At 42.9% G+C, this 17811-nt stretch carries 19 protein-coding genes; 11 read left to right on the top strand and 8 right to left on the bottom strand.

Features of this window, described 5'->3' with window-relative positions; translation table 11 throughout:
* Window positions 1-103: 103 nt before the first annotated feature.
* Window positions 104-805 carry a Crp/Fnr family transcriptional regulator gene (locus BJP37_RS16020; protein WP_075900216.1) on the bottom strand — a complete coding sequence of 234 codons (702 nt, stop codon included), beginning with the start codon at window positions 803-805 and terminating at the stop codon, window positions 104-106.
* Between the two features lie 43 nt (window positions 806-848).
* On the opposite strand from BJP37_RS16020, the gene BJP37_RS16015 reads away from it, so the two are divergent.
* The 3 genes from BJP37_RS16015 to trpE all read left to right on the top strand — a co-directional run bounded on the left by BJP37_RS16015 (window position 849) and on the right by trpE (window position 4427).
* On the top strand, window positions 849-1820 hold the full coding sequence (locus BJP37_RS16015) for a DALR anticodon-binding domain-containing protein (RefSeq protein ID WP_081431215.1): 972 nt from the start codon (window positions 849-851) through the stop codon (window positions 1818-1820).
* 554 nt (window positions 1821-2374) lie between these two features.
* Window positions 2375-2800, top strand: a complete 426-nt coding sequence (locus tag BJP37_RS16010; protein WP_070393367.1) for a photosystem I reaction center subunit II PsaD — start codon at window positions 2375-2377, stop codon at window positions 2798-2800.
* Between the two features lie 94 nt (window positions 2801-2894).
* Complete coding sequence (trpE, locus tag BJP37_RS16005; protein ID WP_075900214.1) at window positions 2895-4427, top strand: anthranilate synthase component I; 1533 nt, start codon at window positions 2895-2897, stop codon at window positions 4425-4427.
* Between the two features lie 387 nt (window positions 4428-4814).
* On the opposite strand, the gene BJP37_RS16000 is transcribed toward trpE, so the two are convergent.
* Complete coding sequence (locus BJP37_RS16000; protein ID WP_070393365.1) at window positions 4815-5057, bottom strand: FeoA family protein; 243 nt, start codon at window positions 5055-5057, stop codon at window positions 4815-4817.
* A gap of 578 nt (window positions 5058-5635) precedes the next feature.
* Between BJP37_RS16000 and crtA the strand changes: the two genes are divergently transcribed.
* The 3 genes from crtA to hpsJ-A all read left to right on the top strand — a co-directional run bounded on the left by crtA (window position 5636) and on the right by hpsJ-A (window position 8177).
* Window positions 5636-6481 carry a cyanoexosortase A gene (gene crtA / locus BJP37_RS15995; RefSeq protein WP_075900212.1) on the top strand — a complete coding sequence of 282 codons (846 nt, stop codon included), beginning with the start codon at window positions 5636-5638 and terminating at the stop codon, window positions 6479-6481.
* Between the two features lie 298 nt (window positions 6482-6779).
* Entirely contained in the window at window positions 6780-7385 is a 606-nt protein-coding gene (locus tag BJP37_RS15990) for a cyanoexosortase A system-associated protein (protein WP_229415328.1), read from the top strand.
* Window positions 7386-7433: 48 nt separating this feature from the next.
* Window positions 7434-8177 carry an HpsJ-like protein, cyanoexosortase A-associated gene (gene hpsJ-A / locus BJP37_RS15985; protein WP_075900208.1) on the top strand — a complete coding sequence of 248 codons (744 nt, stop codon included), beginning with the start codon at window positions 7434-7436 and terminating at the stop codon, window positions 8175-8177.
* Between the two features lie 155 nt (window positions 8178-8332).
* Here hpsJ-A and BJP37_RS15980 read toward each other — a convergent pair whose 3' ends face one another.
* Window positions 8333-8824 (bottom strand): photosystem I reaction center protein subunit XI, encoded by a 492-nt coding sequence (locus BJP37_RS15980; protein ID WP_070393361.1) that lies wholly within the window; start codon window positions 8822-8824, stop codon window positions 8333-8335.
* Window positions 8825-9736: 912 nt separating this feature from the next.
* Here BJP37_RS15980 and BJP37_RS15975 point away from each other — a divergent pair.
* Entirely contained in the window at window positions 9737-9856 is a 120-nt protein-coding gene (locus BJP37_RS15975) for a photosystem I reaction center subunit VIII (protein WP_071986957.1), read from the top strand.
* Between the two features lie 125 nt (window positions 9857-9981).
* On the opposite strand, the gene BJP37_RS15970 is transcribed toward BJP37_RS15975, so the two are convergent.
* Window positions 9982-11232: a HEAT repeat domain-containing protein gene (locus BJP37_RS15970; protein WP_075900206.1), complete on the bottom strand. Its 1251-nt coding sequence runs from the start codon at window positions 11230-11232 to the stop codon at window positions 9982-9984.
* 94 nt (window positions 11233-11326) lie between these two features.
* The gene (locus BJP37_RS15965; RefSeq protein ID WP_075900204.1) at window positions 11327-11731 is read right to left on the bottom strand and encodes an NIL domain-containing protein; all 405 of its coding nucleotides are present in this window, start codon (window positions 11729-11731) and stop codon (window positions 11327-11329) included.
* Between the two features lie 268 nt (window positions 11732-11999).
* Between BJP37_RS15965 and BJP37_RS15960 the strand changes: the two genes are divergently transcribed.
* Together BJP37_RS15960 and BJP37_RS15955 are read left to right on the top strand one after the other, a co-directional pair.
* Complete coding sequence (locus BJP37_RS15960; protein WP_075900202.1) at window positions 12000-12608, top strand: thioredoxin family protein; 609 nt, start codon at window positions 12000-12002, stop codon at window positions 12606-12608.
* Window positions 12609-12796: 188 nt separating this feature from the next.
* Entirely contained in the window at window positions 12797-13408 is a 612-nt protein-coding gene (locus tag BJP37_RS15955; RefSeq protein ID WP_075900200.1) for a DUF2062 domain-containing protein, read from the top strand.
* Window positions 13409-13437: 29 nt separating this feature from the next.
* Here the strand turns inward: BJP37_RS15955 and dndE are convergent, their stop codons facing one another.
* Window positions 13438-13833, bottom strand: a complete 396-nt coding sequence (gene dndE, locus BJP37_RS15950; RefSeq protein ID WP_075900198.1) for a DNA sulfur modification protein DndE — start codon at window positions 13831-13833, stop codon at window positions 13438-13440.
* Between the two features lie 393 nt (window positions 13834-14226).
* Between dndE and BJP37_RS15945 the strand changes: the two genes are divergently transcribed.
* Together BJP37_RS15945 and BJP37_RS15940 are read left to right on the top strand one after the other, a co-directional pair.
* The gene (locus tag BJP37_RS15945) at window positions 14227-15039 is read left to right on the top strand and encodes a calcium-binding protein (RefSeq protein ID WP_143727639.1); all 813 of its coding nucleotides are present in this window, start codon (window positions 14227-14229) and stop codon (window positions 15037-15039) included.
* 102 nt (window positions 15040-15141) lie between these two features.
* Window positions 15142-15681: a hypothetical protein gene (locus BJP37_RS15940; protein ID WP_075900194.1), complete on the top strand. Its 540-nt coding sequence runs from the start codon at window positions 15142-15144 to the stop codon at window positions 15679-15681.
* Here the strand turns inward: BJP37_RS15940 and dndD are convergent.
* Entirely contained in the window at window positions 15671-17671 is a 2001-nt protein-coding gene (gene dndD / locus BJP37_RS15935) for a DNA sulfur modification protein DndD (protein ID WP_075906143.1), read from the bottom strand. The two genes, BJP37_RS15940 and dndD, sit on opposite strands and share 11 nt — an antisense overlap.
* Window positions 17658-17798, bottom strand: a complete 141-nt coding sequence (locus BJP37_RS39305; RefSeq protein ID WP_158069609.1) for a hypothetical protein — start codon at window positions 17796-17798, stop codon at window positions 17658-17660. The genes dndD and BJP37_RS39305 overlap by 14 nt, the downstream gene beginning before the upstream one ends.
* Window positions 17799-17811 lie beyond the last annotated feature (13 nt).

The following is a 17811-nucleotide window of genomic DNA, read 5'->3' as shown; positions in this document are numbered from 1 at the left end:
CTCTTGCTATACCTGTCTAAACCTTATTCTTTGTCTTTTTAAAAGAGCCGCACCCATTAGATTTCCACTGCACTTACTCGAACACAAGTATCTAGAAGTCTACCTAATTAGGAGTTATCTTAGGTACTGAGTCACCTGATAAGCAAATTAAATTATCCTTCTGAGTGTTGATGATTCCCCGTTGGCGAAGCTTTCCGATCAAGCGAGTGACAGTGACGCGGGTGGAGCCAATGGCACTACCGATTTGTGCGTGAGTTAAGGGAAATGGTAAGCAGTAACCTTGCTCACACGGTTCCCCGAACTCTTCAACCAAGAGTATCAGAAATCCCAAGAGCCGATCAATGGTTCGTCGCTGTCCTAAGGTACTCAGCCACAGGAGTTTGCGTTGATGCTGAAGCCTAAATGCATCTAATATCTCCCGTCGGAAGTGTGGCCAGTTGTCTAAGTCATCCCAGTACATCCATACCACAGCAGTTTGCTCAACGTGGGAGTAAGCCTGAAGTGTGAAGGGTGAAAGGGCAACAATTTCAAAGGGCTGACCCGCACCAATGAATCCTAAAAATGCTTCTTCCATATTCTGATGGGAGCATTGAGTACCAGAAAAATTGGGGCTAGCACTGACTTGAGAAGTACCCACCAAACGGATTGCCCCCCGCTCTACCAAATACAACAACCCAGGACGGGTAGGAATCCGCTCATCTTTGCTAAACGTCCTATAACGGTAGTGTTCCTGTCCCCAATCTAAGATCCTTTGCCAAGTTACAAAGGGTCGGGATGCCTCTAATGGGTCGGATGGTGAATACATAAGCTCCGAGCCTGATGGATACACAAGTTTATCTAGATCTTACATGGAGTCCAAAGTAACAAAAAATACCTTGAGCAGTAGCTCATGGCGCGTAAATTTGTCAGGTAATTCTGCTGCCCTGAGTACCCGATTACAACAACAGATATCCAGAGCAATGGTAGATTCTGGTATTCCCCAGTTGATATTGGAAAGGATTCCTTTAGAACGCTGCTCAGATAATACTGGTGTAGCATATCGCTCAGCGATCGCTCTCAAGCTTTCTCGCGCCATGCAGCAAAGTCCTCTAGCTATTGCTCATCAGTTAACTGTATCTTTGCCAACCATAACTCAAGATGGTGGGAAACAAAACTTGATCGAATTCGAGGTTGAAGTAGCTCCCCCAGGCTGGATTAATTTTTGGCTGACAGATCAGGGGTTAGCAACTTGGTTACAAGATTGGATTCAACCTTCAACAGACACCCCGATTAGCTTTCGCCCTCAACAAGGTCAAAAAAATCTCTTGCCCTACTTAGAACTTAACACTCAGCACTCAGCAATATTCTCACAAGATACTTCCAAGATCTTTAGAGTTCAGTATGCCCATGCTCGTTGCTGCTCACTCCTGCGCTTGGCTCATCGCCAGGGCTTAATCCAGATTCAGAGTATGGATTTGAAAACCTCTAGGGGACTGATAGTTGTGCCATATCCAATTCCTTGGTTAAAAGACGACCTAGAAACAGGGACAAATCAGCCGCTTATACAGTTGCTCCATCCAGCAGAAAGACTTTTGATTGGTCAACTTATGGACTTGACAGACTACTTGAGTGGAACCGAATCAAAGAATTGGCTAAAGTTGGCAAGTTCTGTGAGTAATGCGTTTGAGCAGTTCTACCGTAGATGTCGCATTTGGGGGGAGGTGAAACACCAGACCCCTAGGCTGGCTCAAGCAAGGTTAGGATTAGTGGGGGTAACTCAAGTAGTTTTGCGATCGCTTCTAGAAGACCAACTGGGTGTCCCTGCACCAGGTGAACTTTGACCGAAAAAAAAAAATTTTGCCAAAGGGGTTGACAAATCCAGAAAGCTTTCGGTATATTTACGGATGTGTGAGGAGCGAACCAGTCAGGGAACCGAGACGAAACACGGCCAGTCGTCGGTTCCCTTTCTGATTTAATTACCTGATTTAGTTATGTAATTTAATTGGCGGAGGCAGAGCCCACCAGTAGCAAAGCTGGCTAGATACCGAAACACGGGCTCTGTGAGCTAAGCAAATAATTGACCTCAAAACAATAGCAGGGTTTGGCGAGACCGACCCACGGATAAGGGTAGGGAGATGTGGATGGTTTCATGTCACTCCCTTGACGGGTCACAAGGATTTATTTTGTGTGTTTTTGTTAGTTATTATTGGTCATTGCTTCTTTGTAATCAGCCGGAAGTATCATGGCAGCAAAAATGATCAATGACTAAGACCAATGACTAAAATCACGAATAGCTAAAGAACTGTTACAGTTCTTGACAAAGTAGCCAGACAGGTATGAACTCGATGATAGTATTCCCTTGAATGCCTTATTACAGACACGAGAAAAAAACACTATGGCAGAAGAACTGACGGGAAAAACTCCCATATTTGGTGGTAGCACTGGCGGATTGCTGACCAAAGCTGAAGTTGAAGAAAAATACGCTATCACCTGGACAAGCTCAAAAGAGCAAGTGTTTGAAATGCCTACTGGTGGCGCTGCCATCATGAATGAAGGGGAAAACTTGCTCTACTTAGCTCGTAAGGAACAGTGTCTGGCATTGGGAACCCAACTGCGGACATTTAAGCCCAGAATCGAAGACTATAAAATTTACCGGATTTATCCCAATGGTGAAACCCAGTTTCTGCATCCCGCAGATGGGGTATTCCCAGAGAAAGTCAACGAAGGGCGTCCCTATGCAGGGAAAATGGACCGCAATATTGGCAGCAACCCAGAACCTGCAACTATCAAGTTCAGTGGGAAGGCAACTTACGAGGTTTAATGAATCAGTGATAAGGTAAAGGGGAAAAAGTTGAACGTTGTGACCAACAGTTTCAGCTGTTTGCCGAATTTTCAACCTTGAGCTGAGAAAGACCATGATTTTCCCAGATTTTTCCCAATTTTCAACCGTAGCTCAACAAGGTAATTTTGTACCGGTAACCCAGGAGTGGGTGGCGGATTTAGAAACGCCAGTTTCTGCCTGGTATAAGGTATGTGCTGGTCAACCCTACAGCTTCTTGTTGGAATCGGTAGAAGGTGGTGAAAATCTGGGACGTTACAGTTTACTAGGTTGTGACCCCCTGTGGGTATTGGAAACTAGGGGAAATCGCACGACTCAGACCAACCGGGATGGGTCAGTAACAGTATTTCAGGGAGACCCCTTTGAAACCTTAGGGAATTGTCTGAAATCCTATCAACCTGTAAAGTTAGCCCAATTGCCTCCAGGAATAGGCGGTTTGTTCGGTTTCTGGGGTTATGAGTTAATTCGTTATTGTGAATCCCGTGTGCCAATTTATCCTATACAGTCCAATGACTTACCCGATGGATTGTGGATGCAAGTGGACAACCTGATTATTTTTGATCAGGTCAAGCGTAAGATTTGGGTGATCGCTTATGCTGATTTACGACAGGCCCAAGGAGATTTAGAGGCAGCCTATCAAAAAGCATGCGATCGCGTTCGTACTCTGGTCAACAAACTGCAAGGGCAGTTCTTAGGTAAGGACAAGTTACTCAAATGGAAACCTCCAGAGAGTGCTACTCAAGAACTGTCTTATATAAGCAATACAGACAAGTCCCAGTTTTGCGCTAATGTCGAAAAAGCGAAAGACTATATCCGAGCTGGGGATATCTTTCAGGTGGTATTGTCCCAGCGCCTCTCGACAGAATACAAGGGTGACCCTTTTGGCCTTTACCGTTCCCTAAGGCTGATTAATCCCTCACCCTACATGGCATATTTTAACTTTCGGGACTGGCAAATCATTGGATCTAGCCCGGAGGTAATGGTAAAGGCAACAGCTTCCCCAGAGGAAAAAATCCAGGCAACGTTACGACCAATTGCTGGAACTCGACGTCGGGGTCAAACTCCTATTGAAGACGAAGCTCTAGCTCAGGAGTTACTCGAAGATCCAAAGGAAATTGCCGAACACATTATGTTGGTTGACCTGGGTCGCAATGACTTGGGTCGTGTGTGCAAGAGTGGTACAGTCAGAGTGGATCAACTGATGCTCATTGAGCGCTACTCCCACGTCATGCACATTGTTAGCAATGTAGTAGGGGAGCTGGATGCTACTAAAACAGCTTGGGATTTACTGAAAGCTTGTTTCCCTGCGGGGACAGTGAGTGGAGCCCCCAAAATTCGGGCAATGGAAATCATTCAGGAACTGGAACCAGAACGTCGCGGGCCTTACTCCGGTGTCTATGGCTGGTACGATTTTGAAGGTCAGCTCAATAGTGCGATCGCAATCCGGACTATGGTAGTTCGCCCATCTGGTTCTGGTAAACATACCGTTTCAGTGCAAGCTGGTGCGGGCTTGGTAGCAGATTCTGACCCAGAAAAAGAATATCAAGAAACTCTCAATAAAGCTAGAGGGTTACTAGAGGCTATCCGCTGTTTAACCTTTGAGGAGTAAGCTATCAGCTAGGTGCGCCCCTGCAGGGAAGGGGAGGATAATAGCGTACTGCTAACATCACCCCTAACCAGTGACATACTCCTACACTGACTCTGCTCTTACAGAGCCGCTTCGCGAACGAGTGAGCGTGTAGGCTTCTTGCCAACTCCACCCAACGGTTCGGATACTCGGCAAGCTTTATTAACGACACGGGATGCCCCTCCGCGCCGGAACAATACAATAAGTTCTATTTTTATTGAACGTAGGTGCCTGACAAACCAGCATTTTCGGCTTTGTTTATCAGTACATATATTATAGCAATTCCATGCATACCCTGTGCAAAATTCATCCCACACCTATGCTGCGCATTAGGTGTGGGATGAATTTTGCCGGACAGCTAACCGCTAACTATTCCTTGACAGGGTTAACGACAATCATGCTAGCTTCTTGCCGTCGGATAGCTACTTCTGTGGTGGAACCAACTCGAATGTGTAACGGTCCCCCAAACCAGGCTGAGCGCAACACTTGGACTTGTCTATTAGGAATAATGCCAATTGCTTCTAGTCGATTGGCGAGACCTTCGACCTGCAAACCTATCTGAACTTTCTCGATAATGGCAAGCTTTCCAGGTTTTAATTCCGCTAAAGTCATTGAATTAACTATTTATAGTTTGTTTGATAAAATTTCCTCTATTTGCAGGCTGAGGGATTTACCCCCTGAGGATCTGGGGATATATCAATCATTAAAAATTATCTTTAGCATATAAATATTATTTTGTCAATTACTTTGACTAAACTGGTGTTATAGTCCAATCCCCAAAGGTACAGCTGTTGGATAAATCAACCAATTAAGCAAAAAATAGTCCTGAGTGGGAGAGTTTTGAGTGGAAGAATAGAACAAGCACTAATTTGTCATATATTTTAGTTTACCAAAGAATTAAAAATTACACAAATAAGCACGCTTTAGACTTTGGAAATGACTATAATAAATAGTTTTTTTTAAAATACTGCTAGTTATAATATAACTTAAAATAGTTAATTTATTAGCAATGATGTGCTAGGGTAAATAGTATAATAAATGAATTTATAATAGACTATTTAAAACCCCATAGTTATTATCAATTTTAAAAAAAAGCTGACCATTATATATATTTTTTTTAGCTTAGTCAGGGAAACTATGAAAGAGTCTTAGTCTGACGTCTCCGATTATGGTAATATTGCTACATCACGATGAAAGCTACTCATTTTGCAACCATTACACACCTTAAAAATTACCAATATTGGCTAGTAGGTATAGCAGCTGGGTTAATAGCAATTCAATTGACTCTGGCTGACAGGAGTAACATTGCTGATTTACTAAGTACAAGTTTTTTATTTTGGGTGGCTGTGTCTTACATGGTATGGGAAAAACGCCATACCTTGGACCTAGAAAGTGATATTTTTTCTGGCGTTTTAGGGTCATTATTAATTGGGTTAGTACTGTTGCGATCTACATTTGTATCAGGCTATGACATTTTTATCCGCTTTTCTCCTTTGATTTCAGTATTGGGTTTGGGACTGCTGGCATCTGGAGTGAAGGGATTAAAGCAATATTGGCAGCACCTTACTATATTTTTATGTCTCGCTATACCATCTGGATTGCCAACATTACTGATTGATGTATCCACATTAACTGCTAAGTTTTCTGGATTGCTCCTTTGGTACTCAGGATTTGAAGTCTCTAGGCAAGGGGTTTATTTAATCCTGCCAACGGGAGGAATAGAAGTAAATCCCGGCTGTTCTGGCGTCAGTTCTATGCTTCAGTTGTTGGGAATATCGTTGTTATTCTTATTTATGTTCCCTACTAGCCGGGTTCAAAAATTTTTGGTACCACTGATAGCTATTTTAGTAGGATTTATTGTTAATTCTATTCGAGTTAGCCTGATGGCTATTTTAGTCGCTTATTATAGTTATGAATCCTTTGAATATTGGCATTTTGGAGATGGTTCAATGATATTTTCATTGGCTGCTGTCATTATTTTCGGTTTCTTCTGCAATTTTATACTTCAACAGAATGCACCAAAGACTGAAGATTAAGCCACTAACCTAAAGTCTAAGTATTAGGCCTTATTAGATATTAGCTATAAAAAAAGCAGATCAGGGCTAGGTAGTAATAAAGTTGTGCTTCATAGGCTTGTTAGAACCTTAGAGCAATTCAACCATTAGCCTAAACTCTAGAGCGTAGAACCTTAAACCTCATAAACACCCAGGGCTTCTAGTCCCAAGAATGTCCTAGACCTGCAAGCCTTTTACCTTTTGCCTTGATGTCATGCTCGATTGGAAATCACTACGTATTTGGCTGCTAGCTTTTGTTTTTGGGGCTACTTTATCAGTTATGGGCAAAGTAATTTGGTATCCAACTACAAGCGCTCGTCCCATCACCCCTTTTGAATTTCCAGCTACAGTTCCCTTACCAGAATGGCAGCCTCTGGAAAGTCAAGGTTTGACTGGTCAAACGGCTGTTGATAAAACACTACAAGCTGGCAAGCACTATCGATATATTCAGAATGATTTACCTCTAGATATAAAGATGCGCTATTTAGTTCAGAGCGGGGGTGATATTAATAAATTCCTTCAAAAGTACATAGGGATTGAACCTGCTAGTCAAGAATTAATAGTGTCACGCCAGCAGAAAAAAATAGGTTTTCATCGCTTATTTGTGTACCAAGAGCGGGCTTACCTCAGTTCTTGTATCAACCCCCGGGGTGGCAGTACGGTCACCAGTTATCAGTTCAAGAAAAATCGGGATATTTACGATGTACGCTCCCGTCGGCTGCTGCTATGGTTACTGGGTCAGGTAAAGCTACAAGACAACCGTTGTCTGTGGGCTCATCTTTCTATTCCTCTAGAGAATTCTTCCCCTGAAGCTGCCTATCAAGTGCTGGAAAATGTTTGGCCTGACTGGTACGAGTGGTGGTATTTACACTTTCCTAAACCTTGAGGTAAGGTTTACGACAATCGTGTCCTATTATGAAGGAATATTTAATATATGACTAAATTAGATGGCAATAAATTGACTGAATCCGTAGAGGATATACGGCAGTTTAACTTTTCTGTTCTAAGGTCTGCGACTCTGTTGCACTGGATAGGTTATGGCCTTTTAGTGCTAACTGTATTTGACGTAGTTGAAACGTTGATCCCACCAAACTTTATGAATCCTGCCTGGGAATTACAGACTATAGGGGCATTGGTGGAACGGGTGCCTGTACCTTTACTCGGCTTAGCCCTGGTGTTTTATGGAGAGCGCCATGGGCGCGAGAGATGGGAAGTCCTGGTTGTGAAGGTTTTATCCTGGTTAGCTTTGGTGCTGGGAGTGCTATATTTCTTGCTGATTCCTTTGGGAATTATTAACACAGTGCGGATTAATAAACAAGCCAGTACTCAAATTACTACTCAAGTTAACCGAGGGATGACCCAATTCCAACAAGTTAAAGAAGCTTTGGAAAAAGTAAATACAGAAGCGGAGATGGAAAAACTTTTGGCAAGCCTGAGTAGTGAAGGTCGCACTCCGGATATCAATAATTCTCAAGAATTGGAGAGGGTGAAAGAACAGCTCGCTTCATTCATTGCTCGTGGTGAGCAGAGGATACAAAACCAAGCTCAATCGAGTTTATCGTCTCGTCGTCTGGGTCTGTTTAAAAGTGCTGTCAAATGGAATTTAGGAGCTTTGGTGTCTGGAGCTTTGTTTATTACTATCTGGAAGTCTACCCCCTGGGCGAGACGAAAGGGGTAACAAGGAACATCGCTCTTTTCCTCAAATCTATGTCTTTGGTGGAGTGCCAACAAGAGAATAGGTGATTTAACTAAGTGTCAGTCACCTTACTCTCTTGCTTAGCTATCGGCTTTCGCCTCCGCTGCGCGATCAGAAACTCTTGTCTCCAGTCAGAGTTAAGAAGACCATACTCCACTAGCAATCTTTTGCAGTGGCGCTAGATGAGGTGTCTGGCATAGGAAATAGGCAAAAAATGCCCCGCCACAAGCACCAAGCAAGAAACCACTGGCAAATTCACTCCAGCCTTCTTTAGTTCCTAAGTCTTCTGGTGGATTGGGTGTGGTCAATGTTGCCTTAGGTTTGCCGGAGCCAGCCGCTCCATAAATAGATAAAGCAACTGTCAGAAGAGCCACTAAGCCAACTGTTGCCAGTAAACCAGCTGTGCTGGCATAGTCTGTCCCACGTAACGGACCTAGTAAGGCAAACGGTCCATACAGAAAGTAGCCATGAGCCATACCAACTTCTAGACCCCGGCGATTGGCTGATAAGCCTTTACGGTAGGCTGGCAAGTTGTTGATGAAAGCTTTTGTGAAAGCAGAGGAATTAATTGGGGTGGCTAGATTACCCACTTGGGGATCTCCACCATGGTCAATTACATCCATCGTCATTGTAAATTTATCTCCTATAAAATCGGATAAACCCCTTGAGTAATCATACTTTAGGGGGGAGAAAAGGAACTGAAATAATCAGCACGAGTAATCTTCGCTGAGAAGTGCATCCTCTCGTAACGAATTATACGAGATATTGTTCTTTTTTCTAACCTTCTTAGTCTATGGCAAAAATTTTAGCTTTAGTTGTTTACGGTAAAATCACCTTTGCCAAACCATTGTAATCACCTAAAACCAAAGGTTTTGATGACTAACCCCCTTTCAGCCTATGAGGTTTTTGTTACAAAAAGTAATTAATTTTTGTAAAGAGTTTTGGGAAAATTTTGTTAAAAATCTTAATAATTTCTGACTGGCATAAACTTTCCAGTAATCTGAGCCATTTAAGAAACTAGGTCGTTGCTATAAGGGCGGGTTGGCATAATCCCTGCCATGCTCCGAGGTGAAACGGGAAGTTAACCCAAATTGACGGGAGTTGTGTGCTTTTGTCTAGGTCAACCAGAGATGTTGATGTCAATAGAGGGATGGCAGACTGATTAGAATTGACTCCATCAAAGACTCAGCCAGGGCAGAAGCAACTATCAGGTTTTTGCCACAGGTTATATGGCAAATTCCGAGGTAGATCTTGGTATTTCATAGTCCTGAAGCATGATAGGATTAACTTGTCGAAAAAATCGATAGTAATCTACCCCTCTAATAAGCGGGGAGCTGCCTTGTTCCAGTTATCATCAATAGCAGTGCTGGCTCTTTAAATTTAGAGCAAAGCCTTGGCTGGGCAGTGTAAGACCGACACTTACTTCGGTAGGTAGAGTCTTGCTTGAGATCAAACCGGCAACCAATACCATACCTAATTGGCTTGGTTTGGTTAAATGTTCAAGTTGTTACTGTATTAATTGGCAAATAGGAAAATAAGATATGACAGGCGCATACGCAGCTTCTTTCTTACCAACGATGCTAGTCCCCTTCATAGGCTTAGTTATGCCTACTGTAGTTTTGGGACTTTTGTTTATCCACATTGAAAGCGACGCTGACTAAACAAGCTAGAAGTCCTGCACGATACCAGCCCCCTTTTTTCAAGGGAGTATGGGTAAGCGTGGGACTCAATCATGGGGGTTGACTCCCGAGAAAGGGTCATCAATCCCCACATCCCTATAGTTTTGCTATGCTTTTGGATTAGAGCACTCGTTAAGGCTTAGAGGCTTTACAGTCTTCTTAGCAGGTTTGGGCGATTGAGTTCGCCGATAACTCTTAAACTGACTAATCCCAGCACTGGCAGATTTAACCACATCACTATCTGGATCCCTTAATGCCCTTTCAAGTAAGGGTATAACTTTTTCAGATTTAATATTACTCAGGGCTTCAACAGCAGACTGTCGCACGGATGGTTGGGGATCTTTAATCAATTTGCCGATCAGCGGTATGGCCTGTTGAATTTCGGCTCTGAGTCCTTGAGCAGCAGCAATTTTACCCAAAGCTGATGCAATTGATCCACGAATAAGGCTTTCAGGATGATTGATGTAGTTACTTAACTGGGGAATATCGCTGGCTTGAGCATAATTTCCCAAAGCAGTTATGGTTTCATCCAAGTCTTGATCAATTTGGCTGGGCTGATCAGTAATACTTGGGGTTTCTGTCAGCATTGGTTGCTCTGGCTGACTCGGCTCAGGCAATATTTCGTCCTCCAAGTCTTGATCAATTTGGCTGGGCTGATCAGTAATACTTGGGGTTTCTGTCACCATTGGTTGCTCTGGCTGACTCGAATCAGCCAATATTTCGTCCTTGACAACTTGTTGAGGCTCGTCTTGATTTGTTTCTGCCTCTTCTAATAATTCGACTAATTCATTACCAGTTTCCGCTGAACTTTCCTCGGTTTTCTCTAGGTTCTTAACCTGGTCTGGTATTGGGGATTTATGAGCTTGTTCTAATTGAGCAATTTTTTGATGGGCTAACTCTAAATCAGCCTGATATTTCGCTTCCAAAGATTGCAGCTCGTTGCGAAAATTAGATTCAAGTTCTTCCTTTAACTCATGGGTAGCTTGTGTCAATTGTTCTTGATATCTTGCTTCCGAGGATTGGACACTTTCCAGAAGACTAGCATCAAGTTGTTGCTTCAGCTCATTAGTGGTTTGGGTTAACTGAGCCTGATAGTTTTCCTGTAAAGATTGGACAGGAGCAGCAGCGCTAGACTCTGCCTGATCTTTGACTTCGGCAATTTTCTGATTTAACTGCTCTCGATAACTTTCTTGCAGAGCTTGAGAACTTTGTTGTATCCTAGCCTCATACTTATTTTGAAAAACTTCTAATTTTCTGTCGGTTTGTTCGGAGAGAAAATCCAGTTTATTTTGCAGTATAAAAAATACGATTGCCCCAACAACGGCTGCTGCAAGTATAGCTACAATAATTGGTATCATGAGGGCTCCTCTTGGGGTTGATATTTAGTTGATTTTATCTGAAAGTGTGCCTGAAAACAGGGTTGTTGGGCAATAGCTTAAGGCGTCTGAAATCTTAAAAATTTGTAGAAATGGCCTGAACAGGGCAAGTGGGGATACACTGCTCACAGACAATGCAACGCGATCGCTTAAATTTCAATCGGAATGTCTCTGGCTCAAGACTAAGGGCTTGAGTGGGACAAACCCCAGTACATAAGCCACAATCGACACAACTATTCTCATCAATCAAAATCTCGCGACTTAGCAGGGAAACATCAATGTTTTGCGTCCGCATCCACTCAATCGCAGCATCTAACTCATCAATGTCGCCAGATAACTCTAGCACAAGTTTGCCGATTTGATTGGGAGCGACTTGGGCCCGGATGATATTAGCAGCCACATTGAAATCCTTTGCCAGTCGGTAAGCCACCGGCATCTGAATCGCCCGTCGGGGAAAGGTCAGGGTTACCCGTTTTTTCATGGTGATTTGTCAAACTTTATCAGTAGGGGAGTAAAAATAAACGTAACATTCCCACTCGTTGATAGTTAACAGTCAATAGTCAGCGGTCAACCGTCAACAAAAAACGTTTTAATCTAATCTACTTCGTGCGTTACTCAGGACTTACGCCCATTACCCTGCTATTGCTGGATTTATAACGAGAAACCGAGTTTTAACGCTGTTGGTGCCTAGGTCTTATTGTTGTAAAATGTAAACAATTATAAAGTTGTAGCAAGAAAGTTGTAGCAAGATGGCTATTAATTCACCAGAATCAACTACACCATCATCCTCCCCTTCAGTACCCACTAGTGGCAGGCGGATTAGAAACTTTTTAATTGCCCTAGTAGCGATCGCACTCGGTATTGCCCTATTCTTGGGATTAAAAACTGAGACTAGTCTCGGTTCTTTGGAAGCCCAAGCTGAAGCATCTACCCCTCTAGAGATTGCTCTGAGCAATGGCAAGCCAACCTTGATGGAGTTTTATGCCAACTGGTGTACCAGCTGTCAAGCCATGGCAAAGGATTTGGGTCAACTGAAACAGCAGTATAAAACCAAAGTCAATTTTGTCATGCTGAATGTGGATAACAGCAAGTGGTTACCAGAATTGGTCAAGTATAGAGTAGATGGTATTCCTCATTTTGTATATTTTGATGAAGCCAGCACAGTGATCGCCCAAACTATTGGAGAACAACCCCGTCAAGTACTCGAAGCTAACTTAGATGCCATAGTAACCCATGTGCCTTTACCTTATAGCCAAGCTAGTGGTACGGTTTCGGATATTGACGATTCCCTGTCAGTTACAATCACTACTCAAGATGATCCTCGTAGCCATGGCAGTCAGGTAAAAGGCACAAGGTAAAAGGCACAAGGTATAAGGAAGCTTGCATAAAATTTATTAAGATTTTTGTAGCTTTATTTTCCCCTTTGCCCTTTGGCTTTCGCCCTTGAAGCTAATTTTCCGCTACAGTAAAGATTACCTGCTGACTAATAATCTGCCCCAGAATAATCTGCCCCAGTTGCTAGAGGGTTGCTGATTGATTTGCGAAAATGTCTAGAAAATCCCTGTCAAGCTACCCACAGCCTTTACCCTCAGCCACCAAACCCCTTGACCTAGGTAAACGAAAGTCGATCAGACCGAGGGGAACTTTTAGACGACGCCTAAAATACATATATTGGCGCTTGGTTCGTATGCAAGGAAAACCAGAAGCGATCGCACGAGGTTTAGCATGTGGTGTGTTTGCTGGGTTCTTTCCGCTGTTTGGTCTCCAGTTAATTATAGGGATTTTGCTGGCGGTACTCTTGCGAGGGAACAAAATAGCTGCTACTGCTGGAACTTGGATTAGTAATCCCTTGACTTATGTACCGATTTTTGCATTCAACTTTCACGTGGGTGAATGGCTACTGAATCAGGATGAATTGGCTAATGTGAGTTTCCAATCTTGGCAGGAATTTAGAGAATTGGGGTCAGACATTGTCCTAACCTTATTTGTTGGTTGTTTGGCCGTTGGATTGGTCTGTGCTGTGGTTAGTTATTGGTTGAGTGTAAAGCTGATCTATCGATTGCGGACTTCTCGTGCCTTGAAGTGTCAGAAAAAGCGATCTTCCTTTGGAACGGCTTCCCGAACGCACCGCATTGAGCACTATAATGCTAACTCCTAAGTCTTGAGCAATACTTCACCTTTCATACTTCACACTTCATCCTTGATAACAGCCATGGCAATCAAATCCTCAATTTTTTTAATAGTAGTATCCCCTGCTAAGTAACCAATACCTCGATGAAGGTGCAGGCAAAACTGATTCCCTAGGGTTTCTGGCTCCAAACTTAAGCCATCGTTATGGCAGCGTTGTTTGAGAGCAATCAGGAGCAGATCAGCCATATCTCCTGCCATCACACTCCAAGTGAGTTCAAGGTTACTATCGGCAGGTATGGGAACCGGGGAGGGCATTGTCGGTTCAGCGAGGGAACGGCAGATTGCCCAGCGGCAAAGAACATTCCACTGAGGGATTTTGGTTTGACGTTTGAGTTTAATGAGTTGGTCTTTGGCAGTTTGGGAAAGTGTGATCTGGTTGATTGGGGGTTGCATGAATAAATTAATGCTTAATTGCTTCAAATGGACTGATACCACCTTTTTGGTAAAAGGTTAAAAGTTAAAGGTAGAAGGGAATCGCCTTACCTTAATTGATAGTATTGTCTGACGTTGATCTTTATTTAATCTTTACATTAATCTTCACCTAGTTAATTAGAATTTAATCAAGCTCTATGGGTTTTCACCTAAAATTTTTTTCAGTAGCAGAAAAAGTTTGCTGTTTACTACTACTGGACTAAAAAAGTGATCAATGTCTAATGCTGGCGCTGTCATTATTGTCATGGGAATTAGTAATGGTAATTATTAGCGGCTAAAGGCTTTGCGCTTCTACAACGCCAGCTTGGGCGATGACTTTTAACATTCTCGAAACTGTTTCGCGTGATTTTGATAATGAGAACAATTTTGGGCACACCGGGCGACGACATGATTTCAGCTAGCGGTGGAAAAACTACTATTTTCCCTAGCACTGGCAAGGATGATCTTACCGTTTTCCAAGGGGGGAATAATACCATCTTCGCCAATGAAGGCAATCAGGGTGATCGGGTTAGCGTAGGTATGGGCAGCAATAATACTGTCTACACAGGCGTTGGCGATGATGTGATTACAGTCTTTGAAAGTAATGAGAATTTAATCTTTGCAGGGGAGGGGGATAACCAGATCAGCCTGGTTAAAAGTGACAACAATCAGATTTTTGTTGGTGCTGGGGATGACACAATTTCTACGGAAAGGGGGGATAATGAAATCTTTGCTGGTGATGGGGATGACTTGATCACTACTCTTTTTGGTGACAATATCATCTACATGGGCGCTGGCGATGACAGAATTACCACTAAATTTGGTGATAATGTTATCTTCGCAGGAGCTGGAGATAACCTGATCGATGCTCAATCCGGTAACAATAAAATCTACGCTGGCACTGGTAATGACCAAATTACGACTGGCTTGGGTGATGATTTAATTTTTGCCGGAGTTGGCAATAATTTTATTAGTGCTGGCATTGGGAATGATACTGTTTTCCTTGGCAGTGGTATTGACGAGTTTTTGCTGTTAGAGGGTGAGGGAGCAGTTACTATTCATGGCTTCCAATCAGGTCAAGATGTCTTCCAAAATAATGAACTCAGTTTTACTGTTTCTGGAAATAGTACCTTAGTATTTGCCGAAAGTGGGGATATTTTGGCAACTTTAATTGATGTACAACTATAGCAATCTTAAGGTCAGGATTTAGCTATAAGTACTCAGCAGTCAGTAGAACTTTTTAGGACAACTTGGCGTCTTTGATAGCAAATAGCGATAAAATTAACAACCATGTACATTCGTAAAACTGTCTTCGCCATTGCCCTATTGATTAGCCCGTTATTGATTACTGCTGGCTGCTATAATGATACAAAAGAGTTAGTAGAAGAACCACAGTTACTGTCAAAACCCCTAACCATCCGGGTAATACTAGATAAAGAGCAACCAATTACTGCTGGGGAAACTGTCCAATTCGCTTTTAAAGCTGTTAGCGAGCCTGTCAAGATCTTAGACCCGATTCCCTTGAAAATGACTCTCTATCTACCAGATGGTAGCCAACAACAACTCATGGTCGATTTGCAAAGTCCAGTTGTCTATTACCCTTGTGATCCTATACCAGGGGATTTGGATTCTTGTAAGGATCCCAGTAGTCTGAGGGAGGCGGTGGGTTGGTCTCCTACTGCGCATCCTAGTGAGCGCCAGCTATATCAAGGAGGTCCTACAATTACCTTGGAGCAAGAAGGAGAATACACGATTAAGTTAAACCCTGTCTCAGAAGCACTCCAAGACAAATTGCATGGGCAATCAACAACATTTATGGTCATGCCGTGACCTGTTGTGAGTAAAAGTAACCCGATTCCACTGTTGTTCGATGTTTTACTGGGTCATAATTTAGCAAATACTGTTGTGCGATCGCATCAGCTTCTCGTAATTGTTGAGCTTCGACCTTACCAATTTCTGTATCTGTAGACAGCAGAATCACCTGATGGGAGGCAGCAGGGAAGTAGCGTTCCACTAGGTTGCTGCGATGGGACGAGTCCAATCGTCCGAGGGGGGTATCAATCGCTACCGGTAGATTACGTCCAGAAACACGGGCGAGTCCCCACAATAATGCGATCGCTAATAATTGCTTTTCCCCAGCCGATAGACGATGTTTCGGTACAAGTTTTCCTTGTAGGTCGTACAGGGATAGGCTGAAGCTGTTGGTGTCGATGGCAACTCGATGGACTAGGTCAGATTTATGGAGGAGATAGAGAAAGCATTCAGTTACCTCATGTTCTAATTTATTCAGTTTTCTCAGAGTTAACTGTTCCCGGAAAACCTTAAGGCTCTGTTGGACTAATGCAGATGCTGCAAGCATATGCTGATCATTTTTGCGGTCGATGGTTTCTTCACCATACCTGGCTAAGTCTTTTTTGGTTTGTGCGATCGCATATCCTAATTTATCACAGCGGCGTTTAGCGATTTCGTAAGCTGCTTGAGCTTGAGCCAATTCCGTTTGTGCCTGTTTTAGTGCATCTTCGAGTTCTTGATAGGATTCCGGAGGAGCAGCTGTTGCTAGTTGTCGTTTAGTGGCATTAATATCTGCTTCCAGATTTTCGCGGTTAACTAATTGCTCTTCAGCTAATTGCTTTTGAGTTGGTTGGTAGTAAGTCAGGAGATTAGTTAGGGAATGAAACATTTCTTCCTCAGCTCCTAACCAAGGGTCTTTAACCTCCCCAGCCTCTTGCTCTATTTGTTGATTTTCTTTTCCCAAGAACGCTTTAATTTTATCAAATTTTTTAGCAGGTAACTTGAGGGCAGTCAATAAATCTACCAGACGTTTATCACGCTCTTGTAAAATATCTCTAGCTAGTTTAGCCTGTGATGCCCGCGATTCTTTTTCTGCTTGAGCTTGGGCTTGGGTGAGTAGGGGTTCAATTAACGATAGAGGCAAAATACCAGCTGCTAATTCCCTCATCTGTTCACGAATTTGTTCAACTTTAGTATTGTAGTAATTTAGCTGACTCTCTAGTTGGTTCCGTTGGGCTGCTATTTTACCACCATCACAGACAAATTTATCAAAAGCTTGTTGCTGTTTTTCCCTGGTTTGTTCTAGCTGTTCTTGAATACTACATAACTCTTGTTTAGCTAGCTCATAGTCTGATTGTTGAGAGGAAAGCTTTTTTTCGATATCTTCCAAATTAGCAAGTTGCTGTTGATTCGCCATAGATTTGCGTTTGCGCGTCACTAAAATATCAAGGTCAATGGCTAAGCGGTCAGCAAGTTCTAGACCAAGTAATGATCGAATCGCTTCCACAACAACCGGGGGTGGTGCTTCTACTTCTGCTAGTTCTTTAACCTGTTCCCCATCAAAAAGAAATAGGTTTGATATTCCTAAGGGCAACAGATTTTCAATGTACTCGTCCCAGGTATTGGTTAGGGCAGAATCCAGCCAGTCTCCCTCTAAAATTCCTAAGTTATCCTTACCATCTTTCGGTTTTTTTGTCCAAGTGCGTACAATCCGATACTCCATCGGCTGGTCGTTCTCAATATGTTCAAAAACTAATTCCACTCGGGTGTTGTCAATAGGTAAGGCATTGCGATTGACTGACTGAGTTAGAAAGTCGCTATAACTCAAATTGCCACGGGTGGAACATTGAGCGCGGTGTCCATATAAAGCCAGACGAATCGCATCCATCATAGTGGTTTTACCGCCACCATTCATACCACCGACTAGAATAATAGGTCGAGAGTTATCATCCCTTTTTGGACAGAGATTGATCACCTGACGCCCGAGATAGGGGCCAAAGTTTTCTAGGACAAGTTCAAGGAAAATCACAGGATTTATCAAGTATGAATTTTATAGGGAACAGGGAACAGGGAACAGGGAATCGGGAATCGGGAATCGGGAATCGGGAATCGGGAATCGGGAACAGGGAAAAGAGAAAAAAGTATGTGTACCTCATAACTATGATAAAC

Source organism: Moorena bouillonii PNG (assembly GCF_001942495.1).
Taxonomy (GTDB): domain Bacteria; phylum Cyanobacteriota; class Cyanobacteriia; order Cyanobacteriales; family Coleofasciculaceae; genus Moorena; species Moorena bouillonii.
Note: the sequence above shows the minus strand (reverse complement) of the source record. Positions and strands in the feature narration are given on the sequence as shown.

What these genes read in the sequence shown, in the direction of transcription:
- BJP37_RS15970 (WP_075900206.1), bottom strand. Translation starts at nt 11,232, where the DNA reads ATGATACCAATTATTGTAGCTATACTTGCAGCAGCCGTTGTTGGGGCA.
- BJP37_RS16020 (WP_075900216.1), bottom strand. Translation starts at nt 805, where the DNA reads ATGTATTCACCATCCGACCCATTAGAGGCATCCCGACCCTTTGTAACT.
- BJP37_RS16015 (WP_081431215.1), top strand. Translation starts at nt 849, where the DNA reads ATGGAGTCCAAAGTAACAAAAAATACCTTGAGCAGTAGCTCATGGCGC.
- BJP37_RS39305 (WP_158069609.1), bottom strand. Translation starts at nt 17,798, where the DNA reads ATGAGGTACACATACTTTTTTCTCTTTTCCCTGTTCCCGATTCCCGAT.
- BJP37_RS15960 (WP_075900202.1), top strand. Translation starts at nt 12,000, where the DNA reads ATGGCTATTAATTCACCAGAATCAACTACACCATCATCCTCCCCTTCA.
- BJP37_RS15955 (WP_075900200.1), top strand. Translation starts at nt 12,797, where the DNA reads ATGTCTAGAAAATCCCTGTCAAGCTACCCACAGCCTTTACCCTCAGCC.
- dndE (WP_075900198.1), bottom strand. Translation starts at nt 13,833, where the DNA reads ATGCAACCCCCAATCAACCAGATCACACTTTCCCAAACTGCCAAAGAC.
- crtA (WP_075900212.1), top strand. Translation starts at nt 5,636, where the DNA reads ATGAAAGCTACTCATTTTGCAACCATTACACACCTTAAAAATTACCAA.
- BJP37_RS15975 (WP_071986957.1), top strand. Translation starts at nt 9,737, where the DNA reads ATGACAGGCGCATACGCAGCTTCTTTCTTACCAACGATGCTAGTCCCC.
- BJP37_RS15945 (WP_143727639.1), top strand. Translation starts at nt 14,227, where the DNA reads ATGAGAACAATTTTGGGCACACCGGGCGACGACATGATTTCAGCTAGC.
- hpsJ-A (WP_075900208.1), top strand. Translation starts at nt 7,434, where the DNA reads ATGACTAAATTAGATGGCAATAAATTGACTGAATCCGTAGAGGATATA.
- BJP37_RS16000 (WP_070393365.1), bottom strand. Translation starts at nt 5,057, where the DNA reads ATGACTTTAGCGGAATTAAAACCTGGAAAGCTTGCCATTATCGAGAAA.
- BJP37_RS15980 (WP_070393361.1), bottom strand. Translation starts at nt 8,824, where the DNA reads ATGACGATGGATGTAATTGACCATGGTGGAGATCCCCAAGTGGGTAAT.
- BJP37_RS15990 (WP_229415328.1), top strand. Translation starts at nt 6,780, where the DNA reads ATGGGCAAAGTAATTTGGTATCCAACTACAAGCGCTCGTCCCATCACC.
- BJP37_RS16010 (WP_070393367.1), top strand. Translation starts at nt 2,375, where the DNA reads ATGGCAGAAGAACTGACGGGAAAAACTCCCATATTTGGTGGTAGCACT.
- BJP37_RS15965 (WP_075900204.1), bottom strand. Translation starts at nt 11,731, where the DNA reads ATGAAAAAACGGGTAACCCTGACCTTTCCCCGACGGGCGATTCAGATG.
- BJP37_RS15940 (WP_075900194.1), top strand. Translation starts at nt 15,142, where the DNA reads ATGTACATTCGTAAAACTGTCTTCGCCATTGCCCTATTGATTAGCCCG.
- trpE (WP_075900214.1), top strand. Translation starts at nt 2,895, where the DNA reads ATGATTTTCCCAGATTTTTCCCAATTTTCAACCGTAGCTCAACAAGGT.